The organism is Branchiibius hedensis (assembly GCF_900108585.1).
Lineage (GTDB): Bacteria > Actinomycetota > Actinomycetes > Actinomycetales > Dermatophilaceae > Branchiibius > Branchiibius hedensis.
On the sequence record NZ_UESZ01000001.1, the window covers coordinates 3,633,050 to 3,646,622 of the forward strand.

Annotated in this window: 16 protein-coding genes and 1 tRNA gene; 10 read left to right on the top strand and 7 right to left on the bottom strand. The window is 65.6% G+C overall.

The features are described from left to right. Positions 1 to 74: 74 nt before the first annotated feature. The gene (locus DR843_RS17695; protein ID WP_109687965.1) at positions 75 to 1,706 is read right to left on the bottom strand and encodes an HAD family acid phosphatase; all 1,632 of its coding nucleotides are present in this window, start codon (positions 1,704 to 1,706) and stop codon (positions 75 to 77) included. Between the two features lie 132 nt (positions 1,707 to 1,838). Between DR843_RS17695 and DR843_RS17700 the strand changes: the two genes are divergently transcribed. From DR843_RS17700 to DR843_RS17720, 5 genes are all read left to right on the top strand, one after another. Beyond that, positions 1,839 to 2,693: a tryptophan 2,3-dioxygenase gene (locus DR843_RS17700; protein WP_109687967.1), complete on the top strand. Its 855-nt coding sequence runs from the start codon at positions 1,839 to 1,841 to the stop codon at positions 2,691 to 2,693. Between the two features lie 26 nt (positions 2,694 to 2,719). Then, positions 2,720 to 3,418 carry a DUF6629 family protein gene (locus DR843_RS17705; RefSeq protein WP_109687969.1) on the top strand — a complete coding sequence of 233 codons (699 nt, stop codon included), beginning with the start codon at positions 2,720 to 2,722 and terminating at the stop codon, positions 3,416 to 3,418. 94 nt (positions 3,419 to 3,512) lie between these two features. Beyond that, positions 3,513 to 4,181 (top strand): fasciclin domain-containing protein, encoded by a 669-nt coding sequence (locus DR843_RS17710; protein ID WP_109687971.1) that lies wholly within the window; start codon positions 3,513 to 3,515, stop codon positions 4,179 to 4,181. Positions 4,182 to 4,279: 98 nt separating this feature from the next. Further along, on the top strand, positions 4,280 to 4,978 hold the full coding sequence (locus DR843_RS17715) for an RNA polymerase sigma factor (RefSeq protein WP_245934180.1): 699 nt from the start codon (positions 4,280 to 4,282) through the stop codon (positions 4,976 to 4,978). Then, positions 4,938 to 5,489, top strand: coding sequence for an anti-sigma factor (locus DR843_RS17720; RefSeq protein WP_170119918.1), 552 nt, complete (start codon positions 4,938 to 4,940; stop codon positions 5,487 to 5,489). Before DR843_RS17715 ends, DR843_RS17720 begins: the two co-directional genes overlap by 41 nt. Positions 5,490 to 5,556: 67 nt before the next feature. Here DR843_RS17720 and DR843_RS17725 read toward each other — a convergent pair. Continuing rightward, positions 5,557 to 5,629, bottom strand: a tRNA-Arg gene (locus tag DR843_RS17725). Between the two features lie 226 nt (positions 5,630 to 5,855). Between DR843_RS17725 and DR843_RS17730 the strand changes: the two genes are divergently transcribed. Then, positions 5,856 to 6,791, top strand: a complete 936-nt coding sequence (locus DR843_RS17730) for a hypothetical protein (RefSeq protein ID WP_146202623.1) — start codon at positions 5,856 to 5,858, stop codon at positions 6,789 to 6,791. A 95-nt stretch (positions 6,792 to 6,886) separates the two neighbouring features. Here the strand turns inward: DR843_RS17730 and DR843_RS17735 are convergent, their stop codons facing one another. Genes DR843_RS17735 through DR843_RS20175 form a run of 4 tightly spaced genes read right to left on the bottom strand, consistent with a single transcriptional unit; the run spans position 6,887 to position 9,454 of the window. After that, the gene (locus DR843_RS17735; RefSeq protein WP_109687977.1) at positions 6,887 to 7,759 is read right to left on the bottom strand and encodes an SMP-30/gluconolactonase/LRE family protein; all 873 of its coding nucleotides are present in this window, start codon (positions 7,757 to 7,759) and stop codon (positions 6,887 to 6,889) included. A gap of 3 nt (positions 7,760 to 7,762) precedes the next feature. Further along, on the bottom strand, positions 7,763 to 8,338 hold the full coding sequence (gene def, locus DR843_RS17740; protein ID WP_109687979.1) for a peptide deformylase: 576 nt from the start codon (positions 8,336 to 8,338) through the stop codon (positions 7,763 to 7,765). Between the two features lie 39 nt (positions 8,339 to 8,377). Beyond that, positions 8,378 to 9,268 carry a PH domain-containing protein gene (locus tag DR843_RS17745; protein WP_109687981.1) on the bottom strand — a complete coding sequence of 297 codons (891 nt, stop codon included), beginning with the start codon at positions 9,266 to 9,268 and terminating at the stop codon, positions 8,378 to 8,380. Positions 9,269 to 9,280: 12 nt separating this feature from the next. After that, on the bottom strand, positions 9,281 to 9,454 hold the full coding sequence (locus DR843_RS20175) for a hypothetical protein (RefSeq protein ID WP_170119919.1): 174 nt from the start codon (positions 9,452 to 9,454) through the stop codon (positions 9,281 to 9,283). A gap of 116 nt (positions 9,455 to 9,570) precedes the next feature. Here DR843_RS20175 and DR843_RS17750 point away from each other — a divergent pair, with 116 nt between their 5' ends. Genes DR843_RS17750 through DR843_RS17765 form a run of 4 tightly spaced genes read left to right on the top strand, consistent with a single transcriptional unit; the run spans position 9,571 to position 12,844 of the window. Continuing rightward, positions 9,571 to 10,500: a small ribosomal subunit Rsm22 family protein gene (locus tag DR843_RS17750; RefSeq protein WP_245934181.1), complete on the top strand. Its 930-nt coding sequence runs from the start codon at positions 9,571 to 9,573 to the stop codon at positions 10,498 to 10,500. Between the two features lie 57 nt (positions 10,501 to 10,557). Beyond that, on the top strand, positions 10,558 to 11,091 hold the full coding sequence (locus tag DR843_RS17755) for an ArsR/SmtB family transcription factor (protein WP_109687983.1): 534 nt from the start codon (positions 10,558 to 10,560) through the stop codon (positions 11,089 to 11,091). Beyond that, positions 11,088 to 12,341 (top strand): MFS transporter, encoded by a 1,254-nt coding sequence (locus DR843_RS17760; RefSeq protein WP_109687985.1) that lies wholly within the window; start codon positions 11,088 to 11,090, stop codon positions 12,339 to 12,341. Before DR843_RS17755 ends, DR843_RS17760 begins: the two co-directional genes overlap by 4 nt. Before the next feature lie 5 nt (positions 12,342 to 12,346). Beyond that, positions 12,347 to 12,844: an acyl-CoA thioesterase gene (locus tag DR843_RS17765; RefSeq protein WP_109687987.1), complete on the top strand. Its 498-nt coding sequence runs from the start codon at positions 12,347 to 12,349 to the stop codon at positions 12,842 to 12,844. Here DR843_RS17765 and upp read toward each other — a convergent pair. Next, the gene (gene upp / locus DR843_RS17770) at positions 12,826 to 13,467 is read right to left on the bottom strand and encodes a uracil phosphoribosyltransferase (protein ID WP_109687989.1); all 642 of its coding nucleotides are present in this window, start codon (positions 13,465 to 13,467) and stop codon (positions 12,826 to 12,828) included. The two genes, DR843_RS17765 and upp, sit on opposite strands and share 19 nt — an antisense overlap. Between the last annotated feature and the right edge of the window lie 106 nt (positions 13,468 to 13,573).

A 13,573-nucleotide genomic window follows, 5' to 3' on the forward strand; every position in this document is an offset into this window, starting at 1 on the left:
GTCGGGTCACCGATTGCGCAGTCAGCGGGCTGAAAGCAGCAATCGGTGACCAAACCCGTGGGTGGGGGCCGTCCTCAGGGCAGGTAATACGTCGGGTTCGGCAGCTTCACCGGGACCAGAGCGCTTCCGCCGATCAGGTCGCTGAACTGGTCGCCGAAGTTCGCCAGGATCGTGTATCCCTGCGACTGCACGTAGGCGCGGGTCTGCGACTTGTACTCGATCGTCGTGCACTTGGCGGCTGCGCAGGTGATGTAGCTCGGCTGCTCACCCGTAGCCCACTTGGTGTAGTAGTTCGCGGCGGTGAAGCCGGTGTAGCCGACCTTGGCAAGGTTGCCGAGCGTGGCGTCCTTCTGCGCGGCGCCGCGGCCGGTCAATCCGATCAGCGTGCAGCCGGCCTTGCTGGCCGCGTTGACCAGGGTGGTCATCGCGGGCGTCGCCGGGAACTTCTGGCCTTGCACCCACACGTCCTGCAGGGCGGGGTCGAAGTTGAAGTGCATGGCGTTGTCTTCCATGTCATACGTCCACAGCGTGGTGTCGTCAGCATCCAGGACGATGGCCGGCTTGACCCCGAACCGCGAGCTCAGGGAGCACGCGGCGTTCAGGACCGGGCTGATCGTGGCGGTCAGCCGGTTCATCTGCGTGATGTACGGCGAGCTGGTCTTGTTCGCGATGCCCGTGGAGTCCGCGTTGTAGTAGGTCCGGATCGTCGACTTCACCGAGTCGATGTTCGGGATGCCTTCTCCACCAACGGTTTTGCCACTCGAGCCATCCGCCTTCATGGTGAAGTGGGTGCGCGGCGAGAGAGACGGCTCGCTCAGCCCCGGCAGGTCAGGGGAGGGCAGATAGTAGGTGGGGTTCGGCAATTTCAGCGTCCGATCGGCGTACCCGCCCTGCAGGTCGGAGAACTGGTCGCCGACGTTCAGCGCAATGTCGTAGCCGAGGGACTCGATGTGCTTACGGGTGCCCGACTTGTACTCGACGGTGGTGCACTTAGCCGCGGCACAGGTGATGTAATCCGGCTGTGCCCCAGCCCATTTGGTGTAGAAGTTGGTTGAGTTGAACGCGGTGTAACCGACCTTGGACAGGTTGCCGAGGGTCGCAGCCTTCTGACTGTCGCCGCGGCCGGTCAGGCCGAAGATCGCGAAGCCGGCGTTCTGCGCGGCCTTGACGAAGGCCACCATGCCCGGGGTTGCCGGGAACTTCTCGCCCTGCACCCACACGTCCTGCAGGGCGGGGTCGAAGTTGAAGTGCATGGCGTTGTCTTCCATGTCATAGGTCCACAACGTGGTGTCGTCTGCGTCCAGCACGATCGCGGGTTTCTTGCCCGACTTCGCGCTCTTGGCGTACATCGCCTTCAGTTGTTTGGCGGTCTTGCCCAGGAGCGAGGACATCTGATTGATGTACGGCGAGCTGGTCTTGTTCGCGATGCCCGTCGAGTCCGCGTTGTAGTAGGTCCGGATCGTCGACTTCACCGAGTCGATATTCGGAATCCCTTCTCCACCAACTGTTTTCCCGCTCGAACCATCGGCCTGCATGGTGAAGTGAGTCTGTGGGGTCAGGAATCGGTCGGTGAACTGACTCAGACTCTTCGCGACGCCGTCCGGGACCCGCGGGGTCGTGCGGGCTTCGGCGGTGCCGGTGAGACTGAGCAACGGCAGGGTCGCAGCGACGATAAGCGCTGTCGCGGCTGAGGTGGATCGGGGCATGGGTGGCGCACCACTTTCCGGGGTCGATTGAGACGGACCTTCCGACGCTATTACGACGATCACCAGCCGTGTGGCCTTCGAGCACGGTGAATCCGGCATCGTGGGACCATCGAGCCGACGGAGAGGACGACGATGACGACGAACGATGGGGTGCGGCCGATCGAGCCGGGCATCCGCACCGATTTCAGCTCTCAGATGTCCTACGGCAGTTACCTGGCCCTTGACCGTCTGCTGTCCGCGCAGCATCCGGTCAGTCGCCCCGAGCACCCGGACGAGTTGTTGTTCATCGTGCAACACCAGACGACGGAACTGTGGTTCAAGCTCGTCCTGCACGAATTGCGCGCGGTGCGAACGTACTTGGATGCGGATGACGTCAGCCGGGCTCGGAAAGCCCTGGCGCGCGTGAAGCACATCTTCCGCACGCTGGCCGAGCAATGGTCGGTGTTGGCGACGCTCACGCCCAGCGAGTACGCCGAGTTCCGTGGTGCGCTCGGTGCGTCCTCCGGGTTCCAGTCCTACCAATACCGGGCGGTCGAATTCATTCTGGGGAACAAGAACGCCGGCATGCTGCGGGTGTTCGCCAGTCAACCGGCAGCGCACGCGGAACTGACCGAGTTGCTCGAGGGGCCCACGGTGTACGACGCGTTCCTGGCCTTCCTCGCACGAGGAGGGCACGACGTACCCGCATCGGTCCTGACCCGGGACGTGACGCGGGCATGGGTCCAGGACGACGCGTTGCTGCCGGTCTTCGAACGGATCTACCAGGACACCGCCACGTTCTGGGCGGAGTACGCCACCTGTGAGGACCTGGTCGATCTGGAGGACGCGTTCCAGTTCTGGCGGTTCCGGCATTTGCGCACCGTGCAACGCACCATTGGATTCAAGACCGGCACAGGCGGTAGCTCTGGCGTCGACTTCCTGCGACGCGCCCTAGACCTGACGTTCTTTCCGGAGTTGTACGCGGTCCGTACTCTTATCGGGCAATAGGCGGTCACAGCGAGATTAGGAAATCTATGTGCTTCAACGCAACGGCAAGTTTTGTTGGTGCAGGAATTGTGCTGACAGCCGGGGTCGGCACATTGGCCCTGGTCCGGGACAAGAAGCAGATTCCCTTCGCGTGCCTGCCGCTGATCTTCGGCGCGCACCAGTTCATGGAAGGCGTCACGTGGTTGAAGTTGGACAACCAGGCGCGCCACGGTCAGGTGCAGTGCCTGACCGGCTATGACGTGCACCTGTGGGTACTGATCGCCTGGGCGCTCTTCCCGCTGATCGTGCCCTGGTCGGTGTGGTTCATGGAACCGAACCCGAAGCGGCGAAAACTGCTGTTGTTCCCCTCGTGGGTGGGCACGATCCTTTTCGCCTACATGATGTATCAAGTCGTGCAGCCAGCCATCCAAGTGTCGGTGAACGGCGGCAACCTCGATTATGTGCTGCCGGGATTCAGTCCCGGGACACTCGCCTATCCCTACGTTTTCGCCACGTGTATCGCACCGGCGATGAGCAGCTATCGCTACGTGATCGTCGTGGGTGTCGGTAATTTCATCGCGATGGCCATCGCCGCATGGATGAACGTCAACGATTACGCCTCGATCTGGTGCACCTTCGCGGCCTTCTTGAGCATCATCATCTTCCTGCACTTCCTCAACCAGCGGCGTGCTGCGCAGCGCACGCCGGATCCAAGTCCGCCGCGGGACCCGGTCGGAGCGACCTGATCGGTTGACGCCTGGTGCATCCTGCGGGACCTCTGCACCGGAGAAGTGGGTGGGTGCCGTTTGGCACTCGCCGACTATTCCGAGAGGTCCACTCATGCAAAAGCGTCATCTCGTACCTGTTGCCGTTGCTATCACCCTTGCGGTCCCGGCCCTCGCGGTCGCTCCGGCTTCGGCCGATTCGGCTCCGGCTTCGGCACAGAGCAAGGCCGCCGCACCCGCCGGCAGCCGCAGCCTTGCGGCCTATCTGACCGCGGGCGGCGTCGGTTTCGACAACAACCCGTTCGACTACGACATCGTGACGGCTGCGGTCCTTGCCGTGGTCAAGGCCAAACCGAGCAGTCCCGTTGCCCTGCTGGCGCAAGGGAATGTGCCGCTGACGGCGTTCCTCCCGGAGGACTTCGCCTTCCGGAACCTGGTCCATGATCTGACCGGCAAATGGGTGCGTTCCGAGCAGCAGGTCTTCAACGTCGTGGGCAGCCTCGGAATCGACACGATCGAGCAGATCCTGGAGTACCACGTCGTGCCGGGGAAGACGATCGATGCGTTGACGGCGCTGCGCTCGGACAACGCGGTCCTGCCCACGGCGCTGGCCGGTAAGACGTTCACCGTCGATGTGCTCAAGCCCTTGCCGTTGATCCGGCTGAAAGACAACGACCCGAACGCGGCTGACCCGTACGTCAACCTCTTCCAACTCAATCTCAACTACGGCAACAAGCAGATCGCCCATGGCATCACCGCGGTGTTGCGTCCGGCAGACCTCTGAGCGACACCTCTGAGGAAGGTGCGTCGAGAGCGCTCGCCAGCCCCTCGGCGTACCTTCCTCTGCCCCACCCCGCCCGTCGATGTGGTTGGCTGAACGGCGTGTCGGCAGAGGGGGACTCGCTCGCGGACGCCGACCTGTCCGCACGGTTGGTGGCCGGGGATCCGGACGCGCTGGCCGAGATGTTCAACCGGTGGGGAGCGCTGGTGCACACCATTGCTCGCCGGGCACTCGAGGATGCCCAGGACGCCGAGGACGTAACCCAGCAGGTGTTCTTGTCGGCGTGGCGCAGCCGGCACACGCTGGTCCCCGGACGCGGCTCACCGGCCGCCTGGCTGGTGGCGATCACCAAACATCGGATCGCCGATCTGCGCCACCAGCGACACCGTGCCCGGCGCGATCTGGACGCGGCGGTTGTCGATGCATCCGACCCGCAGGTCGACGACGCGGACCTGGCTGATCGGTTGTTCCTGCTGCACGAGGTAGAGCGTCTGGGAGATCCGCGAGCAGTGATCCTGCGGTTGGCGATCATCGAGGATCGGCCGTACGCCGAGATCAGTGAACGGCTCGGGATCCCGCTGGGTACGGTCAAGAGTCACGTCCGACGCGGATTGCTCGAACTACGCAGGCGGCTGAAGGAGAGTAGCGATGGCTCACCCTGGCGACGAAGCGTTAGCCGCCTTCGCGCTCGGCGAGTCCATCGACGGGCTGCCGGAACACGTCGCGGCGTGCGAACAGTGCCGAGCGACCGTTGCGGAGTTGCAGGCGACGGTCGACCTGGCGCGGCGGACGCCAGCTGAGGTGGAGTGGATCGCGCCGCCGGCGTCGGTGTTGCCGGCGATCCGGGCGCAGACTGCTTCAGGCAAGCGTCGGTCGTGGCCGCGCAGACTGGCCGTGGCGGCTGCGGTTGCCGCGGTGGGCGTCGTGATCGGGTTGGGCGCGGGACGGTTGTTCTGGGGAGACACCCCGGGGTCGACGACGGTCAGCCAAGTCGCCTTGGACGCCTTGGACACCGGGCAGCAGGGTGGCTCGGCCCAACTCATCGACTCCCGCTCCGGGATGGCCCTGCGCATCGACACGACCAAGCCGTTGGACGCCGGCAGTGGATATCTGCAGGTGTGGCTGCTCAACACCGACGGCAAACGCATGGTCCCGGTGGGTGTGTTGCGGGGTGAGGGCGTCGAGACCTTCCCGATGAGCGCGAGTCTGGTGAAGAGTGGCTATCTGATCGTGGACATTTCCCAGGAGCAGTACGACAACAACCCGGCGCACTCCGGGGACAGTCTGTTGAGAGGCAAGCTGAGTGCGTAGCGACGGCATGAGAAAGGTCCCGGACGCATCCGCCCGGGACCTTCGTGCACTGTCTCAACTCAGTACGTGCACCCGTAGGGATTCGAACCCCAAACCTTCTGATCCGTAGTCAGATGCTCTATCCGTTGAGCTACGGGTGCTTGTCATGCGACGCCCTACTCTAGCCGGTCGGAGCGCCAGTCGCTAAATCGAGGCTGTCGTGGGGCCGGGGCGGACGATCTGGCGGCTGGCGGGGCGAGGTTTGGCGACTGATGGTCAACGTTGCTTCGGCAGGTTGGCCATCAGCCTTCAAACCCTATCTGCGGCCAGCGCGTTATCCACAAGCAGTTCTGCGGGGTGGGATGCAGGTAGGTCAACATCCACTTCATGCCGGTAGCAACTCCCATCCCCGCAGTGCTTCGGGGTCGGCCGTTCTCGACCGCCGAAGCGGCGCAGGTCGGCGTGTCGCGCACCATGTTGCGTGGTGCTCGATTCGAATCGCTGCACAACGGCCGCGGAGTGTGGGCCGTGCGAGACCGCGGTCCGCGCGATTTGACCTTCTGGCTCGCCGCGGATCGGCTCGCGCTTCCCCGTGATGCAGCTGTCAGTTACCAGACGGGGCTGAAACTTCATGGTGCACCGATCGACGACAATCTGCGGCACTGGACCACCACGCAACCGGTGCGTGTGGAGATGAAGGGAGCGGTGCTGCATCGCCGCCAGATGGAGGCGGTCTGCGACATCGATGATCTGCCAGTGCTCCTGCCGTTGCGCTGCTTGCTCGATGCCGCGCTGATAGTCAGCCCGCTGACCCTCATCCGTGCTGGTGATGCGTTGTTGGCCACGAAGAAGATCACGCTCGCCGACCTGCAGGGGCTGAACTCGGCATACGGCGTGCAGCGGCTGCGCACCTGGTCACGCTGGATGCGACGTGGTGTCGAGTCCCCGCGGGAGAGTTCGACCCGCGTCATATTCGCTCTTGGGGGATTGCCCGAGCCGGTGCTGAACCTCCCGGTGTACGACAGCGACGGCTGCTTCATCGGGCGGCCAGACTTCCTATGGCAGAAGTTCGGCGTCACCGCAGAGTACGACGGGTGGTATCACGAGCGGGACGCCAAGCAGCGCCACGCGGACATCCTGCGATCGGAGAAGTTCGCGCGGGCTGGTCTCTTCCGGGTGGCGCTCACCGCTGCCGACCATGCGCAACCACGGCAGCTGGTGTGGCGCGTATGGCAGGCGCTCGCCGACCACGGGTACGACGGTCCACCGCCTCAATTCGACATGCAGCAGTGGTGGCAGATGCAGCGGCGGCCGCGTCGGTGAGCGTCGTGGAAGGAGGGTTTGGCGGCTGATGGTCAACGTTGCTGCGGCAGGTTAGCCACCAGCCTCCAAACCTTGGCGGGAAGCAGCGGCACGAGTCAGGCGGCGTAGGGGCGCGTCGCGATGCCGCCGACGCCGGGCCGGTAGGTGAAAACCGCTCCGGCCAGGGGCTGCTCACCATCGGGCACGTTCTCGCGGGTCGTGGTGATGAACAACGTGCGCAGGTCGACGCCGCCGAACGTGCACGCCGTGACATTGGTGACCGGAAGTTCGACGACCTCGTCCAGCACACCAGCGGCTGTATAACGGTGCACTGCCGAGCCGCCGTAGAGCGCGACCCACACGCCGCCTTGCTCATCGACGCACAAGCCGTCCGGGAAGCCACCGACCGACACGAACCGCCGACGTCGGGTGAGCCCACCAGCCGAGGACCAGTCGAACACGTCGACCTGACCGGTGGGAGTGTCGTTGTAGTAAGCGAATTCGCCCTCCGGGGACCAGCACAACCCGTTGGAGATCGTGACCCCTTCGAGTACGGCGCGCGCGGCCCCATCGGTACCCAATCGCCACAGCGTGCCTGCTCCGGGAGCCTGCGAGTAGGCCATCGTGCCGCAGTAGAAGTTGCCGTCCGGGTCGCAGCCGCCGTCGTTGAAGCGCAGGCCGGGGTCGGCCCACAGATCAGGCATCGGTGCGAGATCCACCAGTGCCGAGGACCGCCCCAGACTGAATCCGCGTTCCGTCGCCACGACCGCCCCACCCAGCGATCGCGGTCGCAGTGCTGCGGCTACGCGACCCACGTGGACACGGGACACCGACCCGGACGGCGAAAGGGTGAGGACGTCGCCGGCCAGCAGGTCGACGTACTTGAGGGCAGAAAACCCATCCCGCCCGAAGCCCGAATCCCACTCCGGCCACCACACCGGACCCTCGGCGTGGAACGCCTGCGGTGGCCCGACGGGTTCGGCGCGCACGGCTCAGACGTCCTCGGCTTCGCCGGCCGCCGGGTCCCATTTGGACAGACCGCGCTCGGCCCACGCACGCCGTTTGATGTCCCGTCGCGCTTCGTCGCGGTAGCGGGGCGAGAGACGTTCGACGTAGAGGTGGCCGTCGAGGTGGTCGGTTTCGTGCTGCAACGCCCTCGCCAGCGTGCCACCGGTCGACTCGAGCACGACGGGATTCCCATCGAGGTCGGTGCCGGTCACCCGCGCCCAGTCCGAGCGAGCTGTGGGGTAGTGCTCACCGGGCACCGACAGGCATCCTTCGAGACCTTCGCGCGGGTCGGGATCGCCGGGCGGCACAGCGCCCTTCTCCAGCACGGGGTTGATCACGACGCCGCGATGCTGCACGTCGTCACCGTCCTCACAGTCGAAGACGAAGATCCGCCAGCGCACGCCGACCTGGTTGGCGGCGAGCCCGACTCCGTTGGCGGCGTCCATGGTGTCGAACATGTCGGCGACCAAGGTGCGAATCTCCGGAGTGACTTCGCGGACCTTCTTGGTCGGTTGGTGCAACGCCTTGTGCCCGATAATCGTGATGGGCCGGACTGCCATGCGGGTCGTGCCTCCTGCTGGTGAACGATTCGGCGCTAGTCAATCACGCTCGTCGGGCTCGCTCGGGTCCCACCAAGGATTTCGCACCGCCTGCCGCGGCGGGGCATCCTCGCGGCTGACGTTCCACGCCTGTACCTCGGGGCTGAACTCGTGTGTCTCCAACGGCTGCGGACCGCGCAGGATTCGCTGTCGCAGTGAGCCCTTCGGCTCGGTGGCGGGGCGGGGTCGGTAGTCCGGCGATCGGCGTACGGGCACCTGGGTCGAGTCGTAACGATCGGCAGGGACGCGCGCCTGCGGCCGACTGTCCGTCGCCCGGTCGCCACGCACCCGAACCGTCACCGGGACGAGTTCCGGCGGCCGGATCCCGGGGCTGGTGATGTCGGGATCGTCGGCGAGGAACTGCGGCCGCGGGTCGTCATCAGGGTCGTGGGAGGTGAAGATCTGGTTGCACAACGTCTGATAGACCGCCTGCGGTTGCGGCACCCACTCGATGCGGTGCAGGGCCTGGTCCTGGCCGGCGCTCTCCATGATGAAGGTGCCGTAGCCCAGGGTGCGGCCCAGCGGTGAGCGGACGAACGACATGTCGGTGACCTTGCCCATCGGCATCATCATCGTGCGCCGGAACAACACACCCTGGCGCAGGATCAACCGTTTGTCGGTCGCCACGAACCAGTCGAAGCGTCGAGCAAGGACCTGCCACATCGCGTAGAAGATGACGGTGTAGAGCAGGATCCAGCAGACGTTGACCAGACCGCCCCAATTGGCCGGCGCGAGGCTGTCGATCAGGAACGTGAGCACGATCGCGGTCAGGATGCCGCCGACCATGCTGATCCAGCGGCTCCAGTGTTCGTGGGTGGCGACAACCACGTGCTCGGTGGGTAGCAGGACGTCTTTCAGCTGGCGCTGGGCCCGCGGGTCGACGAGCGACATGGCCCGGACCGCTCAGCCGTGCAGGACTTTGTTGAAGAAGTCCACGATGCCGTGGAACCCTGCCACGATCATGTTCCGCACCGTGTGGACGACGTCGGCGGCCTGCTGCGGACTCTGCACGATCGCGTAGATCACGAAGGCAACCACCAGCAGCACCAGCAACTTCTTGGCGTTCGCGACGGCCATAGTGATCTCCGGGTTGACGGGTGCAGCAAGAATAAGCGCGGTTGCGCCACCGCTCAGTGTGCCAGAAGTGACGCCTGTGACTGCTGTGAAAGGGCTTCGGAGTGTCGGAATCATCGTTGAGTGATGCCCTGGAGGCGGCAACCCGCGGGGTTCCGGTGGCGCAGTTGACCGCCGCCGTGCGCCGGTTGAGCGACCGCTACCGACAGGAGTCACCCGCGTCCGCGCCGCTGATGGCGTCCGCGATCGACGTCGTGGCCTACGCGGCGTACCGGATGCCCGCGACGTACGCCGCGTGCCACGCTGCGTTGTCTTCCCTGCCTACCGAGGTGGTCGTCTCGTCCGTCCTCGATCTCGGTGGCGGGACCGGCGCCGCGGCCTGGGCGGTGGACTCGCTCTGGCCTGGTGCGCGTACGACGATCGCTGAGCAGGTGCCCGCCGCTCGCTCGTTGGCGTTGGACTTGGCAGCCGGCGGCCCGGCGGTCGCGGCGGTGCCGTGGCGCTTGGGGGAGTCGCTCGCGGTGAGCGCGGACCTGGTGACGGCCTCCTACGTGCTATCGGAATTGACTGATGTGCAACAGGATTCGTTGGTTTCGGTGGCGTTGTCTCACGCCCGATGGGCCGTGCTGCTGATCGAGCCTGGGACGCCCGGTGGCTATCAACGGATCCTGCGGGCGCGCTCGCAGGTGCTGCAAGCCGGGTGGCAGATCGCGGCGCCGTGTCCGCATGCTCTGGGCTGCCCACTGGTCGCACCCGACTGGTGTCACTTCGCGGTGCGGGTGCCCCGATCGTCGCTACACCGGCAGGTCAAGGGCGGCGAGTTGTCCTACGAGGACGAGAAGTTCAGCTACCTGCTGGCCGTTGCGCGCGATGTCGCGGTGCCGGAGCCGTCGGCTCGCGTGCTGCGGCATCCGGTGAAACGCAAGGGCTTGGTGGAGTTGACGTTGTGCCGGCCGGACGGCTCTGCCGGTCGCGAGATCGTGTCGAAGAAGCAGGGACCTCGGTATCGCGCGGCTCGCGACGTGGACTGGGGCGACAACTTCGTCTGAGCTTGGTCCCAAAGAAGTGTTTGACAGTTCCGCCTGGCTGGGGGCAGACTCTCAAACATGTCTTTGGGAGATGCTGGCGACGAGCGGCAGCGATCGTCATTGCGCGCGATGGCTCATCCGCTGCGATTGCGGATGCTGTCGTTGCTCACCGGGGCCGAACTCAGTGCCAGCGAGGTCGCCCGAGAACTCGAGATCACCCAGGCCAACGCCAGCTACCACCTGAGAGCCCTCGTCAAAGCGGGTTATCTGATCGAGGCCGGCACACAGAAGGTCCGCGGTGGGGTGGCCAAGAAGTACCGCTATATCGCCGGTGAGATGCCGGCGGACCGTCGCCGCCACGAGCCGACCGAGGCAGACTTCGAACTCTGGCTCGCGGCACACCAGGCCGAGTTGCGGCGGCGGTTGCTGGAGCGCTCCGCGGCCATCTTCGACGCGGACGCCGAGGTATGGCTCGACCCCGGTGACTGGGAGCGCGCCCGCGAACTGGTGCAGCAGGCCTCGCTGTTGGTGCACCAGCAGGCCAAGCCGCCGCGCAGCGAGGGCACCAAGCGCGTCAACTTCATGGCGATCCTCTTCGAGATGACGTCGTGAGGGGCAGCGCAAAACTCGGCGTACTGCGACATCGGCAGTTCCGCTGGTTCTTCGCCTCGGGGGTGACCAACACCCTCGGCAGCATGATGACGCCGATCGCGCTGGCGTTCGCGGTGCTGTCGATCGACAACTCGGCGGGTGCACTGGCGAAGGTGCTGGCGGTGGAGATGACCGCCAACATCATCTTCGTTCTGTTCGGGGGAGTCGTCTCCGACCGGCTGCCGCGGCGTCTGGTGCTGCAGACCTGCCGGATCGCGATGGCCATCGTGCTGGGTGCCCTGGCGGCACTGATGTTCACCGGGCACGCGACCATCGGCTGGTTCATGCTGCTGGGCGGACTTGCCGGCGGCATCAGCGCCTTCTCGATGCCTGCACTGCAGGGGATCGTCCCGCAACTGGTGCCCGCAGGAGAGCTGCAGGAAGCCAACGCGCTGATGTCCTTCGTGCGCAACGGGTCCAACTTCCTCGGCCCAGCGCTCGGCAGTGCTCTGGTCGTGGCGGGCGGTCCGCAGTGGGCGTTCGTGATCGACGCGCTGACCTTCGTGGCCAGCAGCCTGCTGTTGCTCCCGGTGAGCCTGCCGCCACCGGCCAAGGGCGCCACCAGCTTCATCGCCGACCTGCGCACCGGGTGGGGTGAGTTCCGCTCTCGCACCTGGCTGTGGGTGATCGTGCTGGCGTTCTCCGTCCTCAACGCCATCCAGTCCGGTGCCATCGGGGTGCTGGGCCCGGTCATCGCCAAGAACCACGACTCGCTGGGGATCAAAGGCTGGGGTCTGGTCCTGAGTGCCGAAGCTGTCGGCATGTTGCTGATGTCGTTGGTGCTGTTGAGGATTCGGCTGAACCGGCCGCTGCTCAGCGGCATGCTCGGCATCAGTCTCTTCAGCGTTGTCATCCTGATGCTCGGGCTGGACCCGATGACGATCCCGTTGATGGCGGTCGCCTTCATCGGCGGAGCGGGGATCGAGACCTTCGGCACCGGCTGGAACGTGGCGATGATGCAGAACGTGCCGGGCGACGTACTCTCCCGGGTCGTCAGCTACGACATGCTCGGCTCGTTCGTTGCGATGCCGGTCGGCATGTTGCTCTTCGGCTGGTTGGCGACGGTCGCGCCGACCGAAACCGTCCTGGTCGTCGCCGGAATCGTCTATGCCGCAGTGGCGCTGAGCACGCTGCTGGTGCCGTCGGTGCGAAACCTTCGCCAGCGCAGCGACGAGTCAGCCACGCAAGCCGCGCTCAGCCTGCCAGACTGACCGCTATGCCCGAAGTGAGCCAGCCCGAAGCGCCGCGACATGCGTTGTCGATGACGGTGCTGATGACTCCGCAGTACGCCAACTTCAGCGGCAACGTGCACGGCGGCCACATCCTCAAGATGCTCGACGAGGTCGCCTATGCGTGCGCGAGCAAATACGCGCGGCAGTACGTGGTCACGTTGTCGGTCGATCGGGTGGTCTTCCGCGAACCGATCCACGTGGGTGAACTCGTCACCTTCGACGCCGGGATCAACTACGTCGGTCGCACCTCAATGGAGGTCGGCATCCGGGTGACCACGGAAAACGTTGCGACACAGAGCATCCGGCACACGAACACCTGCTACTTCACGATGGTGGCGCTGGACGCGGACAGGCGACCGATCGCCGTACCGCCCTTCGAGCCGGTCAGCGAGGTCGAGAAGCGGCGCTGGAACGACGCGCTCCGCCGCCGCCGCATCACTCAGGACGTGGAGCAGGCGCTCGATCAGTCGACCACGCCGTAAAGCCGGTCGCCCGCGTCACCCAGCCCCGGCACGATGTAGCCGTGCTCGTTGAGGCGCTCATCCACCGCCCCGGTCACCAACGTGATCGGGATCGTCAGGTCGGCCAACTCCTCCGCGACGGCATCGATCCCTTCTGGCGCGGACAGCAACGTCACGGCAGTGATGTCGTCCGCGCCGCGCTCGGCCAGGTATCGGATCGCCATCGCCAGCGTGCCGCCGGTCGCCAGCATCGGGTCGAGCACGTAACACTGCCGCCCGGTCAGCACATCGGGCAGCCGGTTGGCGTAGGTGATCGCCTGCAACGTCTCCTCGTCGCGCTGCATCCCCAGGAAGCCGACCTCGGCCGACGGCAGCAGTCGCACCATGCCATCGAGCATGCCCAGGCCGGCGCGCAACACCGGCACGACCAGCGGCTTGGGGTTGCTCAGCTTGATCCCGGTGGTCGGGGCGACCGGAGTCACGATGTCCTTGGGTTCGACGCGCACCTCGCGGGTGGCTTCGTAGGCCAGCAGCGTGACCAGTTCGTCGGCCAGCCGACGGAACGTCGGGCTGTCGGTCTCCTTGTCGCGCAAGTAGGTCAGTTTGTGGGCGATCAGCGGGTGATTGGCGACGAGGACGCGCATGCCTGAGACTCTACTTGTGAGCGCCGACCGAGCCGAGGAAGCCGAGCGGAGCGGACGCCGCGCGTCGTCAGTGCGAGGGGAGGGTAGAGGCGCGACCCGAGGACTT

Coding starts and splice junctions, on each gene's coding strand:
- DR843_RS17765 (WP_109687987.1), top strand. CDS start 12,347: ATGCCCGAAGTGAGCCAGCCCGAAGCGCCGCGACATGCGTTGTCGATG.
- DR843_RS17745 (WP_109687981.1), bottom strand. CDS start 9,268: ATGTCGCTCGTCGACCCGCGGGCCCAGCGCCAGCTGAAAGACGTCCTG.
- upp (WP_109687989.1), bottom strand. CDS start 13,467: ATGCGCGTCCTCGTCGCCAATCACCCGCTGATCGCCCACAAACTGACC.
- DR843_RS17695 (WP_109687965.1), bottom strand. CDS start 1,706: ATGCCCCGATCCACCTCAGCCGCGACAGCGCTTATCGTCGCTGCGACC.
- DR843_RS17700 (WP_109687967.1), top strand. CDS start 1,839: ATGACGACGAACGATGGGGTGCGGCCGATCGAGCCGGGCATCCGCACC.
- DR843_RS17730 (WP_146202623.1), top strand. CDS start 5,856: ATGCCGGTAGCAACTCCCATCCCCGCAGTGCTTCGGGGTCGGCCGTTC.
- DR843_RS20175 (WP_170119919.1), bottom strand. CDS start 9,454: ATGGCCGTCGCGAACGCCAAGAAGTTGCTGGTGCTGCTGGTGGTTGCC.
- def (WP_109687979.1), bottom strand. CDS start 8,338: ATGGCAGTCCGGCCCATCACGATTATCGGGCACAAGGCGTTGCACCAA.
- DR843_RS17755 (WP_109687983.1), top strand. CDS start 10,558: ATGTCTTTGGGAGATGCTGGCGACGAGCGGCAGCGATCGTCATTGCGC.
- DR843_RS17705 (WP_109687969.1), top strand. CDS start 2,720: ATGTGCTTCAACGCAACGGCAAGTTTTGTTGGTGCAGGAATTGTGCTG.
- DR843_RS17710 (WP_109687971.1), top strand. CDS start 3,513: ATGCAAAAGCGTCATCTCGTACCTGTTGCCGTTGCTATCACCCTTGCG.